This window comes from Streptomyces sp. NTH33 (assembly GCF_003236365.1).
Taxonomy (GTDB): Bacteria; Actinomycetota; Actinomycetes; order Streptomycetales; family Streptomycetaceae; genus Streptomyces.
The window spans coordinates 1-23,362 of sequence record NZ_POTZ01000066.1 but is presented as its reverse complement, the minus strand read 5'-3'; the positions used below and the strand labels follow the sequence as shown (position 1 = coordinate 23,362).

General features: G+C 71.6%; 23 protein-coding genes and 1 pseudogene. 10 read left to right on the top strand and 14 right to left on the bottom strand.

Annotated features, from left to right (window positions below; translation table 11 throughout):
- Positions 1–335 (top strand): annotated as a pseudogene (locus C1I97_RS09675) (MFS transporter); the annotation flags it as partial.
- Positions 332–631 (top strand): sulfurtransferase TusA family protein, encoded by a 300-nt coding sequence (locus C1I97_RS09670; protein ID WP_111002814.1) that lies wholly within the window; start codon positions 332–334, stop codon positions 629–631. The pseudogene C1I97_RS09675 and the gene C1I97_RS09670, both read left to right, overlap by 4 nt.
- 30 nt (positions 632–661) lie before the next feature.
- Here C1I97_RS09670 and C1I97_RS09665 read toward each other — a convergent pair whose 3' ends face one another.
- On the bottom strand, positions 662–1,948 hold the full coding sequence (locus tag C1I97_RS09665; protein WP_441349095.1) for an ATP-binding protein: 1,287 nt from the start codon (positions 1,946–1,948) through the stop codon (positions 662–664).
- Between the two features lie 184 nt (positions 1,949–2,132).
- Positions 2,133–3,029 carry an MFS transporter gene (locus tag C1I97_RS09660; RefSeq protein WP_220040817.1) on the bottom strand — a complete coding sequence of 299 codons (897 nt, stop codon included), beginning with the start codon at positions 3,027–3,029 and terminating at the stop codon, positions 2,133–2,135.
- Positions 3,030–3,466: 437 nt separating this feature from the next.
- On the opposite strand from C1I97_RS09660, the gene C1I97_RS09655 reads away from it, so the two are divergent.
- Positions 3,467–4,111, top strand: a complete 645-nt coding sequence (locus C1I97_RS09655; RefSeq protein ID WP_111002811.1) for a CBS domain-containing protein — start codon at positions 3,467–3,469, stop codon at positions 4,109–4,111.
- Positions 4,112–4,509: 398 nt separating this feature from the next.
- On the opposite strand, the gene C1I97_RS09650 is transcribed toward C1I97_RS09655, so the two are convergent.
- The 4 genes from C1I97_RS09650 to C1I97_RS09625 all read right to left on the bottom strand — a co-directional run bounded on the left by C1I97_RS09650 (position 4,510) and on the right by C1I97_RS09625 (position 8,678).
- Complete coding sequence (locus C1I97_RS09650) at positions 4,510–5,403, bottom strand: hypothetical protein (RefSeq protein ID WP_111002810.1); 894 nt, start codon at positions 5,401–5,403, stop codon at positions 4,510–4,512.
- 333 nt (positions 5,404–5,736) lie between these two features.
- Positions 5,737–6,228 (bottom strand): GNAT family N-acetyltransferase, encoded by a 492-nt coding sequence (locus C1I97_RS09645; protein ID WP_111002809.1) that lies wholly within the window; start codon positions 6,226–6,228, stop codon positions 5,737–5,739.
- A gap of 693 nt (positions 6,229–6,921) precedes the next feature.
- On the bottom strand, positions 6,922–7,833 hold the full coding sequence (locus C1I97_RS09630) for a peptidase inhibitor family I36 protein (RefSeq protein WP_111002808.1): 912 nt from the start codon (positions 7,831–7,833) through the stop codon (positions 6,922–6,924).
- A gap of 251 nt (positions 7,834–8,084) precedes the next feature.
- The gene (locus C1I97_RS09625) at positions 8,085–8,678 is read right to left on the bottom strand and encodes a DUF4291 domain-containing protein (RefSeq protein WP_111002818.1); all 594 of its coding nucleotides are present in this window, start codon (positions 8,676–8,678) and stop codon (positions 8,085–8,087) included.
- A 155-nt stretch (positions 8,679–8,833) separates the two neighbouring features.
- Here C1I97_RS09625 and C1I97_RS09620 point away from each other — a divergent pair, with 155 nt between their 5' ends.
- A complete protein-coding gene (locus C1I97_RS09620; protein WP_111002817.1) occupies positions 8,834–9,454 on the top strand; it encodes a LysE family translocator in 621 nt (206 codons plus the stop codon).
- A 168-nt stretch (positions 9,455–9,622) separates the two neighbouring features.
- Here the strand turns inward: C1I97_RS09620 and msrA are convergent, their stop codons facing one another.
- Both msrA and C1I97_RS09610 read right to left on the bottom strand, forming a co-directional pair.
- Positions 9,623–10,336, bottom strand: a complete 714-nt coding sequence (msrA, locus tag C1I97_RS09615) for a peptide-methionine (S)-S-oxide reductase MsrA (protein ID WP_111002807.1) — start codon at positions 10,334–10,336, stop codon at positions 9,623–9,625.
- Between the two features lie 200 nt (positions 10,337–10,536).
- A complete protein-coding gene (locus C1I97_RS09610; RefSeq protein WP_111002806.1) occupies positions 10,537–11,655 on the bottom strand; it encodes a hypothetical protein in 1,119 nt (372 codons plus the stop codon).
- Positions 11,656–11,783: 128 nt separating this feature from the next.
- On the opposite strand from C1I97_RS09610, the gene C1I97_RS09605 reads away from it, so the two are divergent.
- The gene (locus C1I97_RS09605; protein WP_111002805.1) at positions 11,784–12,938 is read left to right on the top strand and encodes a cystathionine gamma-synthase; all 1,155 of its coding nucleotides are present in this window, start codon (positions 11,784–11,786) and stop codon (positions 12,936–12,938) included.
- A 3-nt stretch (positions 12,939–12,941) separates the two neighbouring features.
- Here the strand turns inward: C1I97_RS09605 and C1I97_RS09600 are convergent, their stop codons facing one another.
- The 3 genes from C1I97_RS09600 to C1I97_RS09590 form a co-directional block, all read right to left on the bottom strand.
- Entirely contained in the window at positions 12,942–13,190 is a 249-nt protein-coding gene (locus tag C1I97_RS09600) for a hypothetical protein (protein WP_111002804.1), read from the bottom strand.
- A 79-nt stretch (positions 13,191–13,269) separates the two neighbouring features.
- Positions 13,270–13,773, bottom strand: coding sequence for a sigma factor-like helix-turn-helix DNA-binding protein (locus tag C1I97_RS09595; RefSeq protein WP_111002803.1), 504 nt, complete (start codon positions 13,771–13,773; stop codon positions 13,270–13,272).
- Positions 13,774–13,964: 191 nt separating this feature from the next.
- Positions 13,965–14,465 (bottom strand): MarR family winged helix-turn-helix transcriptional regulator, encoded by a 501-nt coding sequence (locus C1I97_RS09590; RefSeq protein ID WP_111002816.1) that lies wholly within the window; start codon positions 14,463–14,465, stop codon positions 13,965–13,967.
- Between the two features lie 168 nt (positions 14,466–14,633).
- Here C1I97_RS09590 and ilvA point away from each other — a divergent pair, with 168 nt between their 5' ends.
- From ilvA to C1I97_RS09575, 3 genes are all read left to right on the top strand, one after another.
- A complete protein-coding gene (gene ilvA / locus C1I97_RS09585) occupies positions 14,634–15,863 on the top strand; it encodes a threonine ammonia-lyase (protein WP_111002802.1) in 1,230 nt (409 codons plus the stop codon).
- A 225-nt stretch (positions 15,864–16,088) separates the two neighbouring features.
- Entirely contained in the window at positions 16,089–17,102 is a 1,014-nt protein-coding gene (locus tag C1I97_RS09580) for an ATP-binding cassette domain-containing protein (protein WP_111002801.1), read from the top strand.
- On the top strand, positions 17,099–17,956 hold the full coding sequence (locus C1I97_RS09575; RefSeq protein WP_111002800.1) for an ABC transporter permease: 858 nt from the start codon (positions 17,099–17,101) through the stop codon (positions 17,954–17,956). Before C1I97_RS09580 ends, C1I97_RS09575 begins: the two co-directional genes overlap by 4 nt.
- A 108-nt stretch (positions 17,957–18,064) precedes the next feature.
- Here the strand turns inward: C1I97_RS09575 and greA are convergent, their stop codons facing one another.
- Positions 18,065–18,562, bottom strand: coding sequence for a transcription elongation factor GreA (gene greA, locus C1I97_RS09570; RefSeq protein WP_111002799.1), 498 nt, complete (start codon positions 18,560–18,562; stop codon positions 18,065–18,067).
- A gap of 175 nt (positions 18,563–18,737) precedes the next feature.
- The gene (locus C1I97_RS09565; protein ID WP_111002798.1) at positions 18,738–19,136 is read right to left on the bottom strand and encodes a DUF4307 domain-containing protein; all 399 of its coding nucleotides are present in this window, start codon (positions 19,134–19,136) and stop codon (positions 18,738–18,740) included.
- Positions 19,137–19,339: 203 nt separating this feature from the next.
- Here C1I97_RS09565 and mca point away from each other — a divergent pair, with 203 nt between their 5' ends.
- Positions 19,340–20,218: a mycothiol conjugate amidase Mca gene (gene mca / locus C1I97_RS09560; RefSeq protein WP_111002797.1), complete on the top strand. Its 879-nt coding sequence runs from the start codon at positions 19,340–19,342 to the stop codon at positions 20,216–20,218.
- Positions 20,219–20,224: 6 nt separating this feature from the next.
- The gene (locus C1I97_RS09555) at positions 20,225–20,470 is read left to right on the top strand and encodes a hypothetical protein (protein ID WP_181446653.1); all 246 of its coding nucleotides are present in this window, start codon (positions 20,225–20,227) and stop codon (positions 20,468–20,470) included.
- 25 nt (positions 20,471–20,495) lie between these two features.
- Here the strand turns inward: C1I97_RS09555 and C1I97_RS09550 are convergent.
- A partial coding sequence (locus tag C1I97_RS09550; protein WP_111002815.1) for a tetratricopeptide repeat protein occupies positions 20,496–23,362 on the bottom strand: 2,867 nt, incomplete at its 5' end.

Genomic DNA, 23,362 nt, shown 5'->3' with positions numbered 1-23,362 from the left:
CCTCCGGCCTCACCCTGCTGGCCGCCGGCATCCTCGCCGCCGCCGCGCCCGGCGACTCCGTCGTGCTGCTGGCGCTCGCCCTCGCCCTCCTCGGGCTGGGCTGGAACCTCGGCCTCGTCTCCGGCACCGCGATCATCACCGACGCCGTGCCCCTGGCCACCCGGGCCAGGACCCAGGGCCTGGTCGACGTCTCGATCGCCCTCGCCGGTGCCACCGGCGGACTGGCCTCCGGCGCCGTCGTCGCCGTCGCCGGCTACCCCGTTCTCGCCCTCGCCGGCGGAGCCCTGTCACTGGCCCTCCTGCCCCTCATCGCCGTCACCGCGAGCAGTCGATGACCCGCCACCCGAGCCCGTCCGCCGAAGCCGGTCTCACCGTCGACGGCACCGGCCTGCTCTGCGTCACCCTCCTGCTCGAGCTGCGCGCCGCCGTCGACGGCGCGCGGCCCGGGACGGTCGTCCACGTCATCGCCACCGATCCGGCCGCCCCGCTCGACCTGCCCGCCTGGTGCCACATGACCGGACACCACTACCTCGGCCCCGTCCCCGGCGACCGGCCGGTGTACGCCCTGCGGCTCACCGCCGACGCCCGCCCCACTCGCTCCGGCGCACCGTGGGACAGGGCCGACGGCTGACGCCCGACGGCCCCGCGTGCGCTTTTGGCCTCAGAGCCGGCTGTACTTCTCGATGTCCTCGGCGAACTCCTCGATCGCCTGCGCGGTCAGTGTCGGCCGGGTGTCGGCGATGGCGGCCATGTAGTCCTCGGTGGTGGCCGGCCGGCCCTCGCGGTGCGTGACCTCGTGCTCGAACGCCGCCTGCGCGCCCTTGCGGGCCGCGAACTCGATGTCGGCCGGTGTGAACAGCTCACTGGCCGAGACCAGCCGGTCGAGGTCGACCGCGGCGGCGGCGCCCCCGAGGTAACGGGTCCAGATCGCCGTACGGGCGGCCGGGTCCGGAGGCCCGATGGGGATGACGTAGTCGAACCGGCCCGGCCGCAGGAAGGCCGCGTCGAGGGAGCGGACCGAGTTGGTGGCGCAGGCCAGCAGCCGCGCGTCCTGCTCGCGGAAGACGGGGATGAGCTTGAGCAGTTCGTTGGTCACCCCGTGCCCGGGATCGACCGCCTTCCCGGACCGCACGCCGGCGATCTCCTCGACCTCGTCGATGAAGAGCAGCACCGAGTCCAGCTCCGCCAGCTCCGCGAAGGCTTCCCGCAGCGCCGCGGCCAGCCCCTCGCTCGTGTCGGAGGCGAGCCGGGACGGGAAGAGCTCCACGAACGGCCAGCCGAGCCGCGAGGCGACCGCTTTGGCGAAACTGGTCTTCCCCGTGCCGGGCGGGCCGAACAGGATGACGGCCTTGGGCGGGACGACACCGTAGCGGTCGGCCAGCGCCGGCTCCGTCAGCGGGAGCACGACACGGCGCTCGACGACCTGTTTCTCCCGCTCCATGCCCGCCATGGCGTTCCAGAGCCCCTCGGGCAGCATACGGCCGCCCAGCGCCGCGAGGACGTCGGCGTTGGCGGCTCCGGGCGGTTCGAACTTCTCGTAGTAGGCGAGGCCGTCGCGCAACCGGTAGCCGGAGTTCTCCAGGGCCTTCGTCCCGGCGGCACCCGCGGGCAGCAGCGCGCTGATGTGGCGCACGCCCAGTGCCCGCAGGCGCCGCTCCAGCTCGCCGAGGAGAGCACTGCCGATCCCGCGCTCACGCCAGTGGGCGGCGAGCGCGACCAGGAGGACCCACCCTCGCTTGCCGTCCGCCTGAGCCACCGCCATGCCCACCAGCTCGCCGCCCACCAACGCGACCACCGCCGGCTGGCCGGCCTTGGCCGCGGCCATCACCTCGGAGACGGGGAACACCGGGTCCTCGTCGGTCTGGCGGCTCTGGTCCCAGATCTGGATGGCCTGGTCGAGATCCTCGTCGTGATAGTCACGCAGGTGCCATGCGGGCATCGCCACCACCTCACCCGGCCCGGGAGTCCCATTGTCTCCCGCGGGAGCACCGGACGGCGAACCCTGCGGGGCTCTCACCACCGCGGCCGAACGGTCGGAACACGCCCGCCCCGGCGAGCCCGGTGCGCTGGGTGACCTGCTGTGTGACTTGCTGTGTGATGTGCCGGCCGGCAGGCAGACGGGCGGCACCCCGTCACGTCGGCTCATTGGGCTCCCGCCCGGTCCTGCTCCGGTGCACCTCTTGCTCCGGCGGAACGCGACGGGGCATCAGCACAAGGGCCGCCGCCGCCACGACGAGCGGCAGGACGCTGACGACCAGCATGGTGAGCCGCAGACCGCCGGTGAAGTCCAGCCCGAGGTTCAGCCCCGAAGCCTGACGGAGCAGGTTCGGGTCGTACACGGTGCTGCCCGGGCTCTGCGCCATCCCGCTGCGCACCGCGTCCACGGCCCGCGCGGCCCGGGGCACCGACAGCCCGCGGGTCTTCGCGTCCGCCAGCCGACGCCCGCCCCGCTGGACGGGTGACTCCGGGACGTACCGGGCGGTCAGCCAGAGCGAGACCAGGCACAGCAGCGGGGCGATCAGGAACAGGAACCGCCAGCCGACGACCTCCACCGCCCAGCCCGTGAACGCGGGGATCACCCCGCACAGGACCACGTCGACGGCCATCAGCACACCGATGGCCACCGGCCGCCTCTCCGGCGCCACGGACACCTTCAGCAGGGCCAGCGGCACTCCCAGCAGCGCGGTCATCCCCAGCCCGTCCAGGAAGCGCATCGCCAGCAGGAAGCCATAGCCGGGAGACAGCATGGAGAGCAGGTCGACGACCGTGACGACGACCAGTCCCAGCATCAGCAGCCGCTTGAGCCCGACGGCGTCCCCGAGCCTGCCCGCGGCGAGGACGGAGGCGGCCATCACCAGCGTCGCCGCTCCGCCCAGCAGCCCGACGACCTGCGGCGGCACATGGAGCGTCCGGCTCACCTGCGGCAGGTTCAGGCTGAGCACCAGCGGGTCGACGACCGTGAAGGCGAGGGCGAGCCCGAGGACGACCGGCAGGGTCGCCGCACCGGTCCGCGGCCCACTCGGCGGCACCGCGACACCTCCCGTGCTCCCACGTCGCATGCCGATCGACGCTAATCCGCCCACCGCGCCCCACCGGCCCCCCGGGCCGACGCGCACGGAGGACCCGACGTTCGGCTCAGCCGGGCTCCGGTCCGGGCACGCCCGTCCCGCCGAGGCCGCAGCATCCGCTCGGGTTCTTGCCGGGGTACTGCTGATGACCGCTCTCGCTTGACCAGGACGGGTGCTTCGGCCCGCGCTGTCGGATGCTCGGCGCCCGACGGAACGAGCCGGCCGTGCGGTGATCGGCTCGCTGGACGCCGCCGTGGGACCGCCGGCCCTTCTCGTCAGGTCGAACGTCACTGGTCGCCGGAGCGGCGCGGTGTTGTCATGGGTAGGGAGACGGGCGTGGACGAGCGGCCGCGAAGGCCGGGGCGCCGCGCGGTCGCGAAGCGGAGGAGGCCGATGCCATGCTGCACCGCCGCACGGTCGGTGACGTGATGACCGAAGAAGTCATCACCCTCCGCCCCGACACACCGTTCCACGAGATCGCCTCCCTGCTGGACGCGAACGACATCGCCGCGGCCCCGGTCATCGACGACGAGGGTGCCCCCATCGGCGTCGTGTCCGCGTCCGACGTGCTGCGGCACGAGACCGGCATGCCCGATCCGCGGGGGCAGGACGGGAACGACGAGCGCGCGTGGGACAAGGCCCGGGCCCGGACCGCGGGCGCGCTCATGAGCAGCCCCGTCTTCACCGCCCGTGCCGACTGGACGATCCCCCGGGCCGCGCGGGAACTCCGCAGGCGGCACGTCAAGCAACTGCCGGTCGTCGGCGACCACGGGCTCCTGACCGGCATCGTCAGCCGTAGCGACCTGCTGAACACCTTCATCCGCTCCGACGCCGAAATCCGCGGCGAGGTCGAGCGGGACGTCCTGGGGCGCATCCTCGGCCTGGAAGAGGGCACCGTCGCGGTCAAGGTCCGGGACGGTGCCGTCACCCTGCGGGGTCACGTCCCGGAACCGCGTCTCGTCCCGGTGGTCGTGGGCCTGTGCCAGGGCGTCGACGGTGTCGTCGCCGTGGACACCCACCTCGCGGCCGCTCGGGCGGACTAGTCGCCGGTGACTTCGCGCGCCGGAGCGATGCACGTCGGGCCGTACGCCCGTGCTTGATCGCTCGACGTCCGGGACTCACGGAACTGCCCAACCGGCTTGGAGAGCCCGGTCGCTGCGGCAGCGTCTTCGTCTGCGGTCAGCGACCGGAAGCGCGATGTGCCGGCCGCCGGCAGCACGGGGCGGAGGGCGAGTGCTCCCCGGATGAGGTTGGTGCCATGGCCCGGCTCTTCGGCGAGCCGTTCGCGGAAGCCCGCGAGCGCCGTTCGCCCGCTGCCCTCGGGGTAGCCGTTGAGGCAGGACGCGTAGGACCAGAAGGAGTCGTCCGGGCCGTAGGCGCCCGGGTGCCGTGATCTCCCCCGACCGGGGCTTCCCTGCCCAGCTCCGGCTCGGTGAGCCCCCTACGGCCGTCCGTACGGCACCGGCCGACCGGTGAACGCGTCCAGGAGCACCCGGTCGCCGAGCGGCCGGTCCAGCTTCACCGTCACCATCTCGCGGAGCAGTTGTTTGGTGCAGGGACCCTCCTTCGTCCCGACGACGGACGCGGACAGCACCACGCTCCCGCCCGTCTCCAGCACGTTCACGGCAGGACCGTCGTCGCAGGCCCCGTGGTCGGCGATCACTGTGACGGACCGGCCGTCCCTCGCGGTCCCGACCAGCTGCGGAAGCGGCTGCAACGTGTCGCTGGGTCCCTCCGCGACCGGCTCGACCGGCGGCGTGGGAGGCTTCAAGGGACGGACAGCGGCCCGCTTGAGCGGAGTGTCGTAGCCGTCCAGGGTGAGAAGCCAGGCCGGGACGGTCGCCGGGCCGCGGCTGGTGGACAGGGTCGTCTCACCCAGCTTCGCCCCGGTCACGGTCAAGTGCGGTCCCTCGTTGCCGCCGCGGGCCATTGCCTCGTACGCCTGCCGCGCCTCCACCAGCGGCAGCGTGAGCGAGCCCCCGCTCTCCCACTTCACTCGGCCGTTCTTCCGTGGTGTGGCGGGGAGTTGGCCGCGCAGGGCGAAGTTCTGGTTCCCGTAGGCCTCCTTGTCGCCCACGTCGTGGAAGGCGTCCTCGGGCAGTTGGACCTCCTCTCCGATCGGGTAGTAGCCCTTCCGCCAGGCCCGGGCGGCCTCGGAGCCGTTCCAGGCGTCGGCGACCTGACGAGCGCGGGCCTCCGTCATCGGGCTGTGGCCGGGGGCGCGGGACTGACCGTCACGTCCGCTGCCCTGTTCGCTGCCGCAGCCGGTGACGACCCCGCCCGCTGCGGCGAACAGGGCGAGGAAAAGGAGCAGTTGGGCGGTGCGTGCGGACATGGGTCCCCCTGGGTCCGACGGCGACGAGCACAGGCTTCGCGGTGTGGGCTCGCGGCGTACTGCTCCTATGACGCACCGGGCCCGGGTTTCGTTCGGCGCGCCCCGGACGTCCCCGGTTGTGCGCAGCCCGTCGCGCCCGTGACACCGAACGCAACGGGCTGCGCAGTGTCTTCCGGGTCTCCGTGGCCATGTGACCCGGCTTCATGGGCTCGGCTTGGAGGTTTCGGGGTGCGCAGTTCTCGCGGCTCATGAGCGTGGACAGGCCTCATGGCTGCTTGGCGCTCACCGAGCCATGAGCGTGGGGGACCGGCCGGTCGACCGGTACGAATGGAGTCAGGCGCCCAGGTCGTGATACATGACGTGCAGTCCGACCGGACCCAGCGTCGGATGCCGAAACGCGCCTGGGACGGTGCCGATGACGGTGAACCCGAGGCGCTCGTACAGCCTGACGGCGGGCGTGTTCGAGGCGGCGACCGCGTTGAACTGGACGCCGGCAAAGCCGCAGGTCGATGCCCAGTCGAGCAGATACTCGCCCAGTGCTTGACCGACACCTCGGCCGCGCGCCTCAGAGGCCACCATGAAGTTGCCGCTGGCGATGTGGGAACCGGGACCGGGCCGATTGGGGTACATGTTCGAGGTGCCAAGCACGCGCTGGTCCTCTACGGCCACCACGACGTGTCCCGGGGACGGGACCACCCACATGTCGTGTGCCTGCGCTTCAGTCTGGAGGGGGTCGTAGCAGAAGGTGTCTCCCTTACGGACAATCTGCTCGATGATCGGCCAGACCTGCGGCCAGTCATGTTCCTCGAACGCCCGGATTTCCATCCGTCATACGCTAGCGACGGCGTTCAGCCCTTTCGATTGAATTTTTCCGTGGCGAAGCAATGGCTGCTCGCGATCACTGACAGGTTCATCAGCGGGTCGTGGCCGAGGTCCTGCCGGGCCAGGGCCGACCGGAGACCTACCCGTGTGACGTGGCCCTGGAAGTGATCGCGTCAGCCGTCAGCCGACGCGATCCCCGTGGGGCGTGAGCTGCCCCCAAACCGCTGGAGCGGCGCCAGATCGGAGCTCTGCCGGGACTGGTCGGCCGCCTGGTCCAACTCCCGGGTGAAGCCGGTGGCGCGGCGGGCGCGATCCGACTGATGGTCTGCCGCAGCGCGGCAACCGTGGCAGAGGGCTGGGGGATGAGCGGTTGCCCAGAGGGCGGGGGTGGTCATGGCTGCTCTCGTGGGCCTGACTCTGATCCCAGGCGTCAGCGTATCGGGCATGAGTGCTCCCCCAGAGCTCGGACGAGTGAGGGAGAACCGGTACAGCGCCCCGCCCAGACCGCCCAGAGCGGACTATTCACCCGTGACTTCCGGGGCGGGCGCGATGCCGGTCGGGCAGGAGGCGCCCCAGTTCGTCTCGAACGGGGTACTTGGCTTGACCCTCGTGTCTACGAGCCCGTGGTGCCGTGTGACCTGTCGTGCTCACTGAGCCGGGACGTCCCCTGTGCCGTGCCGATCGAAGCCGGCCGTCCTAGCAGAAGCCGTTGAGGCCCCACCACTCGCCGTCGGTCCGCTCGCCGGCCGTCAGGGTGCCGTTGCTCCGTCCCCGGTAGGAGACCAGCCAGCCCGGGTGGCCGGAGTAGCCGTCGATCACGTACTTCTTGTTGGTCACGGTGGCGAGGTCGGGACGGCCGTCGCCGGAGAAGTCGCCGACCGAGATCAGGTTCGCCATGGCGTTCCAGCCGCTGGAGCCGACGAGTTTGCGCTTGCCGAGCTTGCCGGTGGAGGTGCCGGGGTAGAGCCACAGCTTGCCGGTGGACGCCTCGCGGGCGATGAGGTCCTCACGGCCGTCACCATTGAAGTCGCCGTGGCGGGTGAGGGCGTTCATCTTGTTCCAGCCGCTGGAGCCGATGAGCTTGCCCGTACCGTTGCCCGGAGTGAACCAGAGCCGTCCGGCCTTGTCGCGGATGACCATGTCGGCCCTGCGGTCGCCGTTCATGTCCCCGAAACCCAGGGCCTTCGGGGAGGTCTGGGAGAACCAGCGCGGATAAGCGGTCTGGCTGCACTCGCGCTCGGTACGGACGAACTTGATCGAGCTGGTGGTCGCGACCGGGTACCCGCTGTACTCGCCGGGCTCGTTCGGCTCCTGGGCCCAGTAGCCGCCCCACGGCACGTAGTTCTTGTCCTCGTAGACGCAGGCGATCTTCTTCGTACGGTTGGTGTACGAGCGGATCTTGTTGTCCCAGCTGCCCAGGTCCGCGACGTTCTTGTTCGTCTTCCACATCGAGCCGTTGGCGCTTTTGCCCGTCCACCCGCAGAAGTAGCCCGCCGGGCAGTCGTACGAACCCGCGGCCGCCGGAGCAGCGCTCACGGCGGCCAGGCCGGTGCCGGCGAGCACGAGCCCGACGAGTGTCGCCATGCCCCGGTTGAAACGGTTCTGCATGTGCTGTGTTCCCCTCCCATTGATGCGCGCCGGTACCTTGTCCCCCCCAACACGTCGGGGTTTCAAGGTAGTTGCTGCGGGTCCCTGGCGGCTGTCCGACGCAAGCCAAGTGATCGTAAGGTACGTTGAGCCCTCGTTCCCGCATACCTGGCGCACCAGAAGTGCCCCGGACGCAAGAGACCCCCGTCCCGCCGAGCCCGCGCTGCCATGTGACCCGTGTGCGGCAGCCGGTCGTTCGGCGAGTGTCTCGGTCACGGGCGCAGGTGCGCCATGAGGTGGTCCTCGGCCGGATACGGCTGCTCCTGGGGCAGCAGCCGGGCTGCGGAGTCCAGGTCGCCGCGGCCGACGAGTGCGTGGATCTCGTGGGCGAGTGGAGTCACGTCGCTGATGGAGACCGTCCACTCGTCCGCGTATCGCCGTACGGCCTCACCGGAGAGCCCGAGCTGCAGCGAGCGGTGGGGCAGGGGCCGCAGCTGCAGATCGCGCTCGGGGTCCCACTGGACGCGGGCCGGCGCACGCTTCAGCTGGTGTTGCCAGGTGCTGCGGTTGGAATGCAGCCCGGATGCGTAACTCGACAGGCACGCGTTGCGCAGCGCCCACTCGAAGCCGTCGCGAGCGATCTCGACCGCGAGAACGGTCTCCTGCCCCGCTTTCGTGCCCCAGCCGCAGCGGTACATCATCCACAGGAACGACGGCTTGATCCATGTCATCCGGTCCCGCTTCCACGTGGTGGGGAAACGGCCCCGGTGAGCCGCGGGCACGCCGATCTCGGGGGAGTACGCCTGATAGACGGTGATCGTGGATGCCGTGTGGAGCGCCCGGATCCTGCGCTGCGGTTCTTCCATGGAGCACAGGGTGAGGCCGACGAATCCCTGCCGGCCATTGATTTTCGACCGCGGCCGCTTCCGCGGGACGACTCGGCCGGCCACTTCTTCGTGCCCCATGGCGCGCGCCACGATCGCTGGAAAGGCCGTTCACAAGCGAGTGCGATGATATGACCATGCTCATAGGGCTTCTCGCAGCGGTCGGCGTGCTCGCTGCCTTGACGGTGGTTCCCGGGCCCGACATGGCTGTCGTGACGAAGCGGGCGGTCGCCTGCGGCTGGCGGGACGGTCTGCGAACCGTCGGCGGCATAACAGCCGGACTGCTCCTATGGGGCGTGCTCACGGTGGTCGGACTGGCGGCCGTCCTGGCGGCGTCGGCCACGGTATACACCGTCGTCAAGCTGGTGGGAGCCGCCTATCTCGTCGTCCTCGGAGTCCAGTCACTGCTCAGCAGCCGGCGGAACCCCGCGGACGGACAACCGGCAGCCGCACCGGCGCCGACCGGAAACCCTTGGCGGACGGGGTTGGTCAGCAACGTCTTCAATCCCAAGATCGCTGTCTTCTACACCGGTCTGCTGCCGACGCTCGCGCCGGCCGGTCTGTCTCCTCATGCCGGGATGGGGCTTCTGGTTCTGCTGCACGCAGGGCTCACCGTCGTCTGGCTCGGGAGCTACGTGGCGTTGCTGGCCAGGGCGCGCGCGTTCTTCGAGAAGCCCGCTGTGCGCCGGGCCATGAGCCGGGCGACCGGAGCCGTCCTGATCGGGTTCGGCGTCAAGGTTGCCGCGGCGCAGCCCTGACCGTACCGACCACCCCAACAGGCCTCCATGGCCGTCGAGCCGGGAGTTCGGGACGAAGAGGCCGTGCTGGGACCGTGCCAGATCGTGCGGGGGCCCTGGGAAACGGCGGGGACCAGGTCAGGGGCGCACATGGGCACGCCCCGGTCGCTGGACCGACAGGTGAGCGGCCTATCGCTGCTCGCTGTCGGGGGCCGGGGCCACACCCGTCGGGCACGAGGCGCCCCAATTGGTTTCGAACGGGGTACTCAGCGTGACCCCCGTCCCGCCGAGGCCGCAGTACCCGTTCGGGTTCTTGTCGAGGTACTGCTGGTGGTACGCCTCCGCCGGGTGGAAGGGGCGGTCGTCGGCCGGGAGGATCTCTGTGGTGATCGTGCCGTGGCCGGCCGCGGTGAGGACCTTCTGGTAGGCCTCGCGGGAGGCTTCCGCGGTGGCCGCCTGGGCGGGGGTGTGGGTGTAGATCGCGGAGCGGTACTGGGTGCCCACGTCGTTGCCCTGGCGGAAGCCCTGCGTGGGGTCGTGGGACTCCCAGAAGGTCTTCAGGAGGCGGTCGTACGGGATGACCTCCGGGTCGTAGACCACGCGGACCGCCTCCGTGTGGCCCGTCAGACCCGAGCAGACCTCCTCGTACGTGGGGTTCTCGGTGTAGCCGCCCTGGTAGCCGACCAGGGTGGTCCACACGCCCGCCGGGAGCTGCCAGAACTTGCGTTCGGCGCCCCAGAAGCAGCCCAGGCCGAAGTCGGCGATCTCCAGGCCCTCGGGGTACGGGCCGAGGAGGGGGTTGCCGAGGACGGTGTGGCGGTCGGGGACCTCGAACGCAGGCGTGGGCCGGCCCTTGAGTGCCTGCTCGGGGGTGGGCAGCTGCGGCGTTCGGCCGAAGAGCATGGGGTCTCCCTGTCGGTCTGGAGCGGGCTTCGGTCCGGGGCGGGCCCGCCCGTCACAACGGGCCCGTCGTTCCGCCGCTCTCGCGGTGCGCGGGCGACGGCATCCAGGACAACGATCCGGGTGCCGCCCGCATTCCGTGTTCAGGCGGCCGGCTCGGCGGCTGCGGTCACCGCCGCGGCCGAGGCGCCGCGCGGGGCCTGTCAGCGGAGCAGGGTCGCCGGGCTGCCGCCGTTCGCCTCGTAGCCCGCCACCGCCAGGGCACGGTAGACGGCGAACTCCGCCGCCGGGTCCGCGGACAGCGTCCACGGCAGGGCGCCCACGTGGCCGTCGACGTGTATCAGCTGGTTCATGGCCTCGGCCCACCGCTCGCAGCGGACGAGGAAGAAGAGCAGCAGGTGCCGGACGTGGGCCTGCATCGGGTCGTCGGAGCGGGCCGCGTGCACCGCGAAGAGCGCGCCGTGGATCGCCTTGGTCACGACCTCGCTCTGGTAGAAGCCCCGGACCAGGTTCACCTCGGGCAGGTGCTCGAAGACGGCGAAGAGCGGCAGGGCGGCCAGCAGCGAGCCCCGGGGTGCGCGGGCGGCCGCGGCCTCGGCGAACGACATCGCCAGCTCGCGCGAACCGTGCCACTTCTCGCACCAGTAGTGCAGGGCCGCCAGATGCGCCCCCATGTGGTTCGGGGCGCGGTCGAGGATCTTCAGCCACAGCTTCTCGAACTCCGGCTGCGAGTAGGCCAGGCCGCGCGCCACCGACAGCTCGACGATGCAGGGGACCGGGTCGCCCGGGGCGAGCAGAGCGGCCTGGCCGCACGCCTCCCTGGCCTCCTCCATGATGATCCGGAACTCGTCCGCGCCCGGCGTCGCCGTACGCCACGCCTGCTGCACCAGGAACTCGGCGTGCACCGCCGCGCCGCCCGGGTCCTTGGGCGCCTCGGCCCGCCACACCCGCAGCCACTGCCCGCCCGGCGCCTCACTGACCCCGCCCGGCCGCTGCTGCAGCTCCAGCGAGGCGGCGCCGGCGAAGGCCTGCACGCGCTGCCAGCGCTGCTCGTCCTCCTTGTCCGTGCCCGCGAGGAGCTGGGCGGCCGCGCGATAATCCTGGGTCCGCTGCACCAGGTCCAGGACGTCCAGCAGGTCCTGGTCGGGTCCGGGCAGGCGGACGTCGAGCTCCTCCTGCCGCAGGAATCCGTAGTCCGCCGGGTCCGCGGCGTCCGGGTGTCCCGCCGGCACCTGCTCGATGACGCCGCGCCTGCGCCGCAGGTACGGAATCAGCACGAAGCCCAGCATGACCAGTGCCATCAGGACCCAGAGAATCTCCATGCCTCAAGCGAACCAGACCGCGCCGACAATTGGCCAACCCGTCCCGCCGGCCTGTGGAAAACCCGGCCGCGGGCGGGGCCGGACCCGCTGTCCGGCACCACTCCCGCGAGCACACTACGCTCGGGCCCATGAGTGACAGACACATCAGTCAGCACTTCGAGACGCTCGCGATCCATGCGGGCAACACCGCCGACCCCCTCACCGGGGCGGTCGTCCCGCCCATCTACCAGGTCTCGACCTACAAGCAGGACGGTGTGGGCGGACTGCGCGGCGGCTACGAGTACAGCCGCAGCGCCAACCCGACCAGGACCGCCCTGGAAGAGAACCTCGCCGCCCTGGAGGGCGGCCGCCGCGGCCTCGCGTTCGCGTCCGGACTGGCTGCCGAGGACTGCCTGTTGCGTACGCTGCTCAGCCCCGGGGACCACGTCGTCATCCCCAACGACGCCTACGGCGGCACGTTCCGCCTCTTCGCCAAGGTCGTCTCCCGGTGGGGGGTGGAGTGGTCGGTGGCGGACACCAGTGACCCGGCCGCCGTACGGGCCGCGATCACCCCGAGGACCAGGGCCGTGTGGGTGGAGACGCCCTCCAACCCGCTGCTCGGCATCACCGACATCGCCGCCGTCGCCCAGGTCGCCCAGGACGCGGGCGCGAGGCTCGTCGTCGACAACACCTTCGCCACGCCGTACCTGCAGCAGCCGCTCGCGCTCGGCGCGGACGTGGTCGTGCACTCGCTGACCAAGTACATGGGCGGCCACTCGGACGTCGTCGGCGGCGCGCTGATCGTCAGCGACGCGGCACTGGGCGACGAGCTGGCGTACCACCAGAACGCCATGGGCGCCGTCGCGGGCCCCTTCGACTCCTGGCTGGTGCTGCGCGGCACCAAGACGCTCGCGGTGCGCATGGACCGGCACAGCGAGAACGCCGCCAAGGTCGCCGAGATGCTGTCCCGGCACGCGCGCGTGACGCAGGTTCTGTACCCGGGGCTGCCGGAGCACCCCGGCCACGAGGTGGCCGCCAAGCAGATGAAGGCGTTCGGCGGCATGGTCTCCTTCCGGGTCCAGGGCGGCGAGGAGGCGGCCGTCGAGGTCTGCAACCGCGCCAAGGTGTTCACGCTCGGCGAGTCCCTCGGCGGCGTCGAGTCCCTGATCGAGCACCCCGGGCGGATGACGCACGCCTCCGCGGCGGGCTCCGCCCTGGAGGTCCCCGGGGACCTGGTCCGTCTGTCGGTGGGCATCGAGAACGTCGACGACCTGCTCGAGGACCTGCAGCAGGCCCTCGGCTGACGATCACCAACCGCTCACGGGTGGAGTCGTCTGCGACGGCGGCTCCACCCACGGCCGGGCCGTCAGCGCCCACACGGCGAAGGCCACGGCCGCCGCGCACAGCACCAGCCACATCGCCCGGCGGGCGGCCGTCCGGCGGCGCAGCACGCGTTGCCCACGGCGCACCACGTCGTCGTACAGCTCCGCGGGCACCTGCGGTGACCGCTGCTCCAGAAGCCGTCGTACGGCGGTCTCACGCTCGGTCCGGTTCACCGCCGTCTCCTCCCTCGTCCGGTCGTGTCGTCCGGTCGTGCACCCAGGGCGCTCACTGCGCTCAGGGCGCTCACGGAGATCACGACGGCGCCGCCTCGGTGCCGCGTGCCGCCGGCGCCGGGCGGCCGGTCGGCTGGGTGAGCGCGACGATCGCGCGGTCGCAGAGGACGCGGACACGGTCCGGGGGCAGCCCGAGCAGGGCCGCCGCCTGCTCCTCGGCCACGCCCTCGTACAGCCTGAGGACGACGACCAGCCGCTCCTGCGGGGTGAGGGCGGCCAGCGTGCCGGGAGGCCGCAGGCGGGTGCGGCCCGGACCGCCGCGCCGATGCCAGGCCTCGCGGGCGAAACGGGTGGCCAGGTGTCGGCGGGCGCGGTCGTACGGGTCCTCGCCGCGCAGCCGGTGCCAGCACGCGTACGTGTGCGCCAGGGCGAGGGTCAGCAGGCGTCGCGCGCGCGGGTTGTCGTCCGGGGCCTCCGCGGTGAGCAGCGTGGCGGCATGCAGCAGCCGCCCGGCCGCGCCCGCGACGAACACCTCGAACTCCCGGGCCCGGCGAGCGCCTTGGGACGCCTGCCGTTCTCGCACCGCGCCTCCCGCCAAGGGCGACCGTGACAGCGGGACCCGCTCTCGTGCGGACGTGCCCGTACGGCGTGCGGAACCGCGTGCGGGGCCCGGTCTCATATGAGGGCAACGACAGCCCGTCGGTCAAGAGCCGCGCAGAGGGCTCGGTACCTGCTTCGGGGGCCGGCCGGAGGATCCGGGGCGGCGGGAGGTGCTCAGGACACCGACGGCGTGTCCGTCTGCGGTGCGCCGTGGGAGGCCTGGCGGGCGGAGAGGGCGTGGTTGAAGCGGGTCAGCAGCGAGCAGAAGGCCTCGCGCTCCTCCGGCTGCCAGTCCTGGGTCAGCTCGGCCATCAACTGCCGCCGGGAGGAGCGGACCTCCTCCAGCCGCGACAGCCCGCGCGGGGACAGCTGCAGCACCACGGCCCGCCCGTCCTCGGGGTGGGAGGTGCGCTTGACGAGCCCCGTGTCGACGAGCGGTGCCACCTGGCGGGTGACGGTGGAGGAGTCGATGCCCATGCTCGCGGCGAGCGCCTTGACACCCATCGGACCCTCTTTGTCGAGGCGGTTGAGCAGCAGGTAGGCGGCGCGGTCCATGGAGTTGCGCACCTGCCCGACCCCGCCGAGCCGGGTCTGTTCGGCACGGCGGGCGAAGACCGCCACCTCGTGCTGGAGAGTGTCGAGGAGACCGGTGTCGCCGACGGTCGTCATGTCCATCGACATGTCGGGTGTTGTGGGCATGGCGGGGGGCTCACTTCTGAAGGGCTGCTTGGGTTGGGGGACAGGGTACGCGGCTGTGGGGCAGGGCGTACCGGCGCTGCGCAAACCGGTCTCGGAGGTTGGTCACAACCGCGTCCGGCGTCCGTGAACTGCGAGACTTGGGGCATGAGCTACAGCACGGCCGGCTCGCTGCGGCCCGTCACCCTCGACGACGTGCGCGGCGCGCAGAAGATGCTCTCGGGGGTGGCGCGGGTGACCGCGATGGAGGGCAGCAGACACCTGTCCCAGCTGGTGGGCGCACCGGTGCACCTCAAGTGCGAGAACCTGCAGCGGACGGGGTCGTTCAAGTTGCGCGGCGCCTACGTCCGGATCGCCGGACTGCTGCCCGAGGAGCGCGCCGCGGGGGTGGTGGCCGCGAGCGCCGGCAACCACGCCCAGGGCGTCGCGCTGGCGTCGTCGCTGCTCGGGGTGCACGCCACGGTGTTCATGCCGAAGGGCGCCCCGCTGCCGAAGATCAGCGCTACTCGGGATTACGGCGCCGAGGTGCGCCTGCACGGCCAGGTGGTCGACGAGACGCTGGCCGCGGCCCAGGAGTACGCGGACCGGACCGGGGCGGTGTTCATTCACCCGTTCGACCACCCCGACGTCATCGCGGGCCAGGGCACGGTCGGCCTGGAGATTCTGGAGCAGTGTCCGGAGGTGCGCACGATCGTCGTCGGCATCGGCGGCGGCGGACTCGCGGCTGGCATCGCGGTCGCGGTGAAGTCGCTCAGGCCGGACGTGCGGATCGTCGGGGTGCAGGCGGCGGGCTCGGCGGCGTACCCGCCGTCGCTGGCGGCGGGGCGGCCGGTGGCGATCGAGAATCCCGCGACGATGGCCGACGGCATCAAGGTCGGAAGGCCGGGCGACGTGCCGTTCGCGATCGTCGGCGAACTGGTGGACGAGGTGCGCACGGTCACCGAGGACGAGTTGTCCGCCGCGCTGCTGCTGTGCCTGGAGCGGGCCAAGCTGGTCGTGGAGCCGGCCGGTGCGAGTCCGGTCGCCGCGCTGCTGGGCGGTGCGGGCGGCACCGAGGGCCCGGTGGTGGCGGTGCTGTCCGGCGGCAACGTCGATCCGGTGCTGCTGCAGCGGGTGTTGCGGCACGGCATGGCCGCGCAGGGCCGCTACCTGGCCGTCCGGCTGCGGCTGACGGACCGGCCGGGCGCGCTCGCCACGCTTCTGGGGGTGTTGTCAGTGGTCGACGCTAACGTCCTCGACGTGAGCCATGTGCGAACCGACCCGCGGCTCGGGCTCACGGAGGCGGAGGTGGAGCTGCACCTGGAGACGAAGGGCCCGGCGCACTGCGCCGAGGTCGGCCAGGCCCTGCGCGACGCCGGTTACACGGTCATCGACTGATCCGTCGGCCGGCGGAACACCCGGGTCACCGGCCTTTTGGCTCACTCCCTGTCACTCGTTCGGGCAAACCCGTTGAGAGACGCGATACATCGCGTTATGGTGTGTCTCGCGCCTCGCGCATGGTGTGCGGGTGGTGTGCGGACGCTGCGCAGGCGAAATTCCCAGCGAAACAAGAGCTTCCTCTCTAGGCTTTTCCGGCAATCCCCGACGACGTGGAGATTTCATATGCCAGGCGCCATTTATGCCGAAGGTCTGGTGAAGACCTTCGGCGACGTAAGGGCTCTGGACGGCGTCGACCTCGATGTCCCCGAGGGCACGGTGCTCGGACTTCTCGGGCCTAACGGCGCGGGCAAGACCACCGCCGTCCGATGTCTGACCACCCTGCTGCGGCCCGACAGCGGCAAAGCCGTCGTCGCCGGCCTCGACGTGCTCAAACAGCCCAACGAAGTGCGGCGTTCCATCGGCCTGTCCGGCCAGTTCGCCGCGGTCGACGAGTATCTGACCGGCCGTGAGAACCTCCAGATGGTCGGCCGGCTCTACCAGATGAAGGCCGGCGCGGCGAAGGCCCGGGCGGTCGAGCTGCTGGAGCAGTTCAACCTCACCGACGCCGCGGACCGGCCCGCGAAGACCTACTCCGGGGGCATGCGCCGCCGGCTCGACCTGGCGGCGGCGCTCGTCGTCTCCCCGCCGGTGATGTTCATGGACGAGCCGACGACCGGCCTCGACCCGCGCAACCGCCAGCAGTTGTGGGACGTCATCAAGCAACTCGTCTCCGGCGGCACGACCCTGCTGCTGACCACCCAGTACCTGGAGGAGGCCGACCACCTGGCGCACGAGATAGCGGTCGTCGACCACGGCCAGGTCATCGCCCGCGGCACCTCCGACCAGCTCAAGGCCCGCACCGGCGGCGAGCGCGTCGAGGTCGTCGTGCACGACCGCGAGCACATCTCCACCGCCGGCGAGGTGCTGCGCGGCTTCGGCAAGGGCGACACCGCCGTCGAGGAGCACACCCGCAAGCTGACCGTGCCGGTCACCGGCGGGGCCAAGCTGCTGGCCGAGATCATCCGCGAGCTGGACTCCCGCGGGATCGAGATCGACGACATCGGACTTCGCCGCCCGACCCTCGACGACGTGTTCCTGTCCCTCACGGGCCACGTGGCCGAGGCCACGGACGAGGAGAACGGCGCGAAGGGCGCCGGTGCCAAGGACCGCCGACGCGAGAAGGAGACCGTCAAGTGAGTGCCGCCACCGACAGCGCGCGGATCGAGCCGTCCGGCAACACCGTGTCCCAGTCCGTCCGGGACTCGCTGGTCATCGCCAAGCGCAACCTGATCCGCATGTCCCGGATCCCCGAGATGGTCATCTTCGGGCTCATCCAGCCGATCATGTTCGTGGTGCTGTTCACCTACGTGTTCGGCGGCTCCATGACGGTCCAGGGCACCACCGATCCCGACGTCTACAAGAACTTCCTGATGGCGGGCATCTTCGCGCAGACCGTCACCTTCGCCACCGCCAGCTCCGGCGCCGGCATCGCCGACGACATGCACAAGGGCCTCATCGACCGCTTCCGCTCACTGCCCATGGCACGCGGCGCGGTGCTCACCGGGCGCACCTTCGCCGACCTGGTGCAGACGGCGCTGACCCTGCTCGTCCTCGCCGTCGTCGCCGTGCTCGTCGGCTGGCGCGTCGGGTCGAACGGCGACACGAACGTCGGCCGGGTGCTGGCCGCCTTCGGCCTGCTGCTCCTGCTCGGGTACGCGTTCACCTGGATCGGTGCCCTGATCGGCCTGTCGGTGCGTACGCCCGAGGCGGCCACCTCCGGCGGACTGATCTGGCTGTTCCCGGTGACGTTCATCTCCAACGCGTTCGTGGACTCCGGCAAGATGACGCCGTGGCTGCGCCACATCGCGGAGTGGAACCCGTTCAGCGCGACCGTCCAGGCCTGCCGTGTGCTCTTCGCCAACCCCGGCCAGTCGACGTCCACCGCCTGGCCCATGCAGCACCCGGTCTGGGCCTCGCTGATCTACTCGGCGCTGATCATCCTCATATTCCGCACCCTGGCGGTACGCAAGTACCGCTCGGCCGCGGCGTGAGCGGCGACGACGACGGGGGGCCGGAGGACCGGCCGGAGCATGCGGAAGCCCCCGGCGCACAGGCAGGGCGCCGGGGGCTCACCGGAAGAAAGGCGGATGCGCGGGGGCTCAGCCCTTGTACGGCTCGGCCTTGAGGATCCTCACCGAGGCGATCTTGCCGTTCGGCAGCTCGTACTCCGCGTCCTCGCCGACCTTGTGCCCGATCACTCCGGAGCCCAGCGGGGACTGCGGCGAGTAGGTCTCGATCTCGGAGCTGGCGTACTCGCGCGAGGCCAGCAGGAAGGTCAGCGTGTCGTCCTCGTCACCGTCGAAGGCGATCGTGACGACCATGCCCGGCGCGACGGTACCGTCGGTGGCCTGCGGCTCGCCGACCTGCGCGGTCTCAAGGAGCTGGGTCAGCTGGCGCACACGGAGCTCCTGCTTGCCCTGCTCCTCCTTGGCCGCGTGATACCCGCCGTTCTCACGCAGGTCGCCCTCCTCGCGCGCGGCCGCGATCTTGGCGGCGATCTCCGTGCGCGCGGGACCAGTAAGGTAGGCAAGCTCGTCCTTGAGCTTGTTGTACGCCTCCTGGGTCAGCCAGGTGACGTTCTCGCTGGTCTGGGTCACAGGTGCTCCTCGTCGGTACTGGGAATACAAAGCATCGCCCTACCCAGAAGAATGTTCCCTCTTGGATGGGCGAAACCACGAGCCTAACAATCCCCGCCCCAAAGGGGGAGGACATAAGCCGTAAGAGCCGTGTCAACGCAGATCAGCACCCGCGTGTTCCGGCCCGCGCGACGCGTCAGCCGGCGTGGCAGCCCAGCAGCTCGGCCGTCGAGCCGCGCGCCGTCGTGCGCAGCGTGACCACCTTGTCGATCCGCGTGGCCCGCTGGTCGAAGCGGAAGTCCGCCCGGCCGACCTCGCTGCCGCTCGCGTCCTGCGAGCGCAGCGTGCAGTAACCGCGGGCGTCGGCGTCCTTGTGGACCTCCAGATGGATCCGCACCGCGTCGTCCGAGGACTGGAAGGTGACGACCTGCGCGCTGATCCGGTTCTGGCCGACGTAGTGGTAGCCGAAGTAGCCGACCAGGGCCAGCAGGGCCGCGCCCAGGACGGCGCCCGCGATCTTGAGCTTGCGGTCGGCACGCTCGTCCGGGGAGCGGCCGTAGCGGCCCTCGGGCGGCCTGGTGCTCGCCGTACTCATGATCGTCCTCTCGGCCGGAGCGGGAGCTGTGTCCCGCGGGGGGCTCCCGGAGCCGTACCCCGGAATTATTCGCCCCCCGATTCGGTCACTATAGAAGCCCGCGCACGACCGCCCGACCGCCACCCCGGGACGACGTACCCGCGGGGCGGCACCGTTGACTGCCCGCTTGCGCCGGGCACCGACCTGACCTTGAGGACTGAGTCTTGACTGAGCAGCTGCGACTGATGGCGGTGCACGCGCACCCCGACGACGAGTCGAGCAAGGGCGCGGCCACCATGGCCAAGTACGTGTCCGAGGGGGTGGACGTGCTGGTGGTGACCTGCACGGGCGGAGAGCGCGGCTCCATCCTCAACCCCAAGCTGCAGAGCGACAAGTTCATCGAGGAGAACATCCACGAGGTGCGCAGGAAGGAGATGGACGAGGCCCGGGAGATCCTCGGCGTCGAGCAGGACTGGCTCGGCTTCGTCGACTCCGGCCTGCCCGAGGGCGACCCGCTGCCGCCGCTGCCCGAGGGCTGCTTCGCCCTGGAGGACGTCGACAAGGCGGCCGGCGAGCTGGTGCGCCGGATCCGCTCCTTCCGCCCCCAGGTGATCACCACCTACGACGAGAACGGCGGCTACCCGCACCCCGACCACATCATGACCCACAAGATCACGATGGTGGCCTTCGAGGGCGCCGCGGACGCCGAGAAGTACCCGGTGGAGGAGTACGGCCCGGTGTACCAGCCGCTGAAGCTGTACTACAACCAGGGCTTCAACCGCCCGCGCACCGAGGCGCTGCACCAGGCCATGCTGGACCGCGGCCTGGAGTCCCCCTACGGCGAGTGGCTCAAGCGCTGGGAGAAGTCCGGCCGCGCGGAGCGCACGATCACCACGCACGTCCCCTGCGCCGACTTCTTCGAGATCCGCGACAAGGCGCTGATCGCCCACGCCACGCAGATCGACCCCGACGGCGGCTGGTTCCGGGTGCCGATGGAGGTCCAGAAGGAGGTCTGGCCCACCGAGGAGTACGAACTCGCGAAGTCCCTCGTGGACACCTCGCTCCCCGAGGACGACCTCTTTGCGGGAGTCCGGCGGCTGTGAGGGACAATGCCTGACATGAGTGCAAGCGTGAGCCTGGCAATGACGCACCTCGTCCCCCTCGCCGAGTTCGACAAGAACAAGGTCACCCCCGGCGTCCTCGGCTTCGTCGTCTTCGCCGCACTGGCCCTGGCCGTGTGGGGCCTGATGAAGTCCATGAACCGCCACATGAACAAGGTCGACTTCAAGGAGGACCCGGAGCCGGAGGCGAAGTCCGGCGCATCCGCGGCCGACCCCGAGGCCCGGCGGAGCTGACCCCGGGCGGCGGGCGGTCCCGCCCTCACCGCCTGGCCGGCACCGCCACCCCCATCACCTCCCGCGCGTGCCGGTCCGGCACCATGCCCAGCCGCCAGGCCTGCCAGCCCGCCTCCAGGCTCACGCCCCGCTCCAGCAGCAGCTGGTAGGCCCGGACGCAGTCGTCCAGCTTCCCGTCGCGCAGCGGATGGCCATCGCGGGCGAGCTGGGCCAGCTCCTCCTGGGCCACCGCCGAACCGACCTCCACACCACCGGCGGCCGCGTACGGCAGCAGAGTGCAGCGCAGGAACCGGGCCCAGTCCTCACCGCGGCGGTCGCCGTAGGAGGCGAAGAGGGCCACCGCCTCGTCGCACAGGGCGAGGGCCTGCTGGGTACGGGCGTTGCCGGCGTCCACCACCGCCAGCTCCAGGCACGTCCACGCCTCGCCGTGGGCGACGCCGATGCGCTGGAAGTCGGCGCGGGCGTCGACCAGCAGCTGCCGGGCGAAACCGGAGTTGCGCAGCGAACCCGTCCGGGCCGCCAGCTGGTCGCGGGTCACCCGCGCCGAGTGGTGCCGGGCACAGGCCAGGCCGTACACGTCGCGCATCCGGGAGAACATCGTGCGGGCACGCTCCAGCTCGCGCACCGACTGGTCCAGGTCGCCGGTCTCCTCCAGTGCCTGACCGAGGTAGTACAGCGTCCACGCCTCACCGCGCGCGTCCTCGTTGTCCCGGTGCCGCACCGCCGCCTGCCGCAGCTCGTCCACCGCCTCGGAGGCGTCGCCGGCCACCAGCCGGGCCCGGGCCAGCTGGGTCAGCGCCCACGCCTCACCACGGGCGTCACGGGTGCGGCCGTAGCGCTCCAGGGCCTGGCGCAGATCCGCCTCCGCGTGCTCCACGTCGCCCAGGCGCAGCGCCAGCTGGCCCAGCTGGAAGTGCGCCCACGCCTCGCCGTGCACCGAGCCGCCCTCCCGGTGCAGCACCAGCGAACGCGTCAGCAGGTCCAGCGCCCGGGCCAGCCGTGCCCGGTCCCGCTCCACCGCCGCCAGCGCGTGCATCGTCCAGGCACGGTCGGTCGCCAGCTCCGGCACCGACTGCAGCTGGAGCGCCTCACCCAGCCGGGCCGCCGCCTCCGGCAGGTTGCCCTGGTGGTGCAGCGTGATGCCGAGCGAGGTCAGCGCGCGGGCCGCCCCCGCGTCGTGGTGGGCCTCCCGGTAGAGGTCGACGACCGAGGCCAGCGTCGTACGCGCCTTGTCCAGCTCACCGAGCTGACGGGCCGCGATACCGGTACGCCACTGCACCGACCGGACCAGCAGCCCCTGGTCCACGGCCTGTGTCAGCTCGCTGATCTCACCCAGGCGGTACAGGTCGCCGCGCAGCAGGCAGTAGTCGCACAGGGCGCCGAGCAGGTTCAGCACGGCCGCCTGGTTCACGCCCTCCGTGTGCCTGAGGGCCGCCGTGATGAAGCTCGACTCGTCGTCCAGCCAGCGCAGCGCCTCGTCCAGCGAGGTGAAGCCGTGCGGGCTGAACCGGTCCGAGCGGGTCGACATGTTGCCGTCGACCAGGCGCAGCACCGAGTCGGCCAGCTCGGCGTAGTTCACGATCAGCCGCTCCTGTGCCGCCGTCCGCTCGGCCGGGTCCTCCTCGTCCAGGAGGCGGGCGTGCGCGAAGGCCCGTACCAGGTCGTGCAGCCGGTAGCGGTTGCCCCGCACATGGTCGGCCAGACCCGCCCGGGCGAGGGCCGTCAGGTGCCGGGTCGCCTCCGTCTCGTCCGTGGCCAGCAGCGCGGCCGCCGCCGCGGCACCCAGCGAGGTCCGCCCGGCCAGGGCGAGCCGGCGCAGCAGCCGGCGGGTCTGCTCCGCCTGGTCGGTGTAGCGCAGCCACAGCGCCCGTTCCACCGGCCCCACCGGACCGTACGCGTCGAGGTCGGTGGCCAGCCGGCGGGGCGAGCGCGGGCCGAGGGCGGAGCCCGCGACGCGCAGCGCCAGCGGCAGCCCGCCGCACAACTGCCTGATCCGGTCGGTGGACTCGCCGTCGTACGGTTCTGAGGTGTCCTGCGCGGCTGCGCCCAGCAGTTCCTCCGCACCCGCCTCGTCCAGGGCCTCCACCGGCAGCTGGTGCACCCATGCCGACAGGTCGGCGGGCAGCTCCAGGGGCTCCCGGGCGGTGACCAGGACCAGGCTGTCGGAGCGCTCGGGGACCAGGGCGCGCACCTGCCCGGCGTCCGAGGCGTCGTCCAGCACGATCGTGACCGGCAGGCCCGTCAGGTGCTGGTGGTACAGCTCGCCCAGCCGCTTGAGCTGCTGGGCGGGGGAGGAACGCTCGCGGAACAGCAGCTGCTCGCGGGGCGCGCCGAGCCGGTTCAGCAGGTGCAGCAGCGCGTCGCGGGTCGGCAGCGGCGGCTCCTCGGGGCTGTCGCCGCGCAGGTCCACGACGACCGCGCCCCGGAACTGGTCCTTCAGATCGTGGGCCGCGCGCACCGCGAGGGTGCTGCGGCCGGAACCGGGCGCCCCGTGCAGCACGACGACCGTCGGCCGGGTCCGCGTGCTCGCCCGGGCGGCCTGCACCCACTGCCGGATCCGCGCCATCTCCTGCCGGCGTCCCGCGAACACCCCGTCCGGTTCGGGAAGCTGCCGGAACGACTGCTCCAGCAGACTGCGTCGGCGGGCCGCCGCGCTCTTGTCCGTGCCGCGCAGCGAGGGCACCGTCTTCTTCCCGGCGGCGGACGCGCTCAGTACCCGCTGCTGGTCGAGGAAGGGACGGATCCCGCGCACCTCCAGCGCGGTGAGCCACTGCAGCCGCAGCTGCTCCGGCCCGCCCGGCTGACCGGCCGCGCCCGCCCGGTGGTGCGCGGCGGGCAGATGGGCGGCGGTCACCTTCACCACCGTGGCGGCGGCGCCCACCGCCCCCGCGG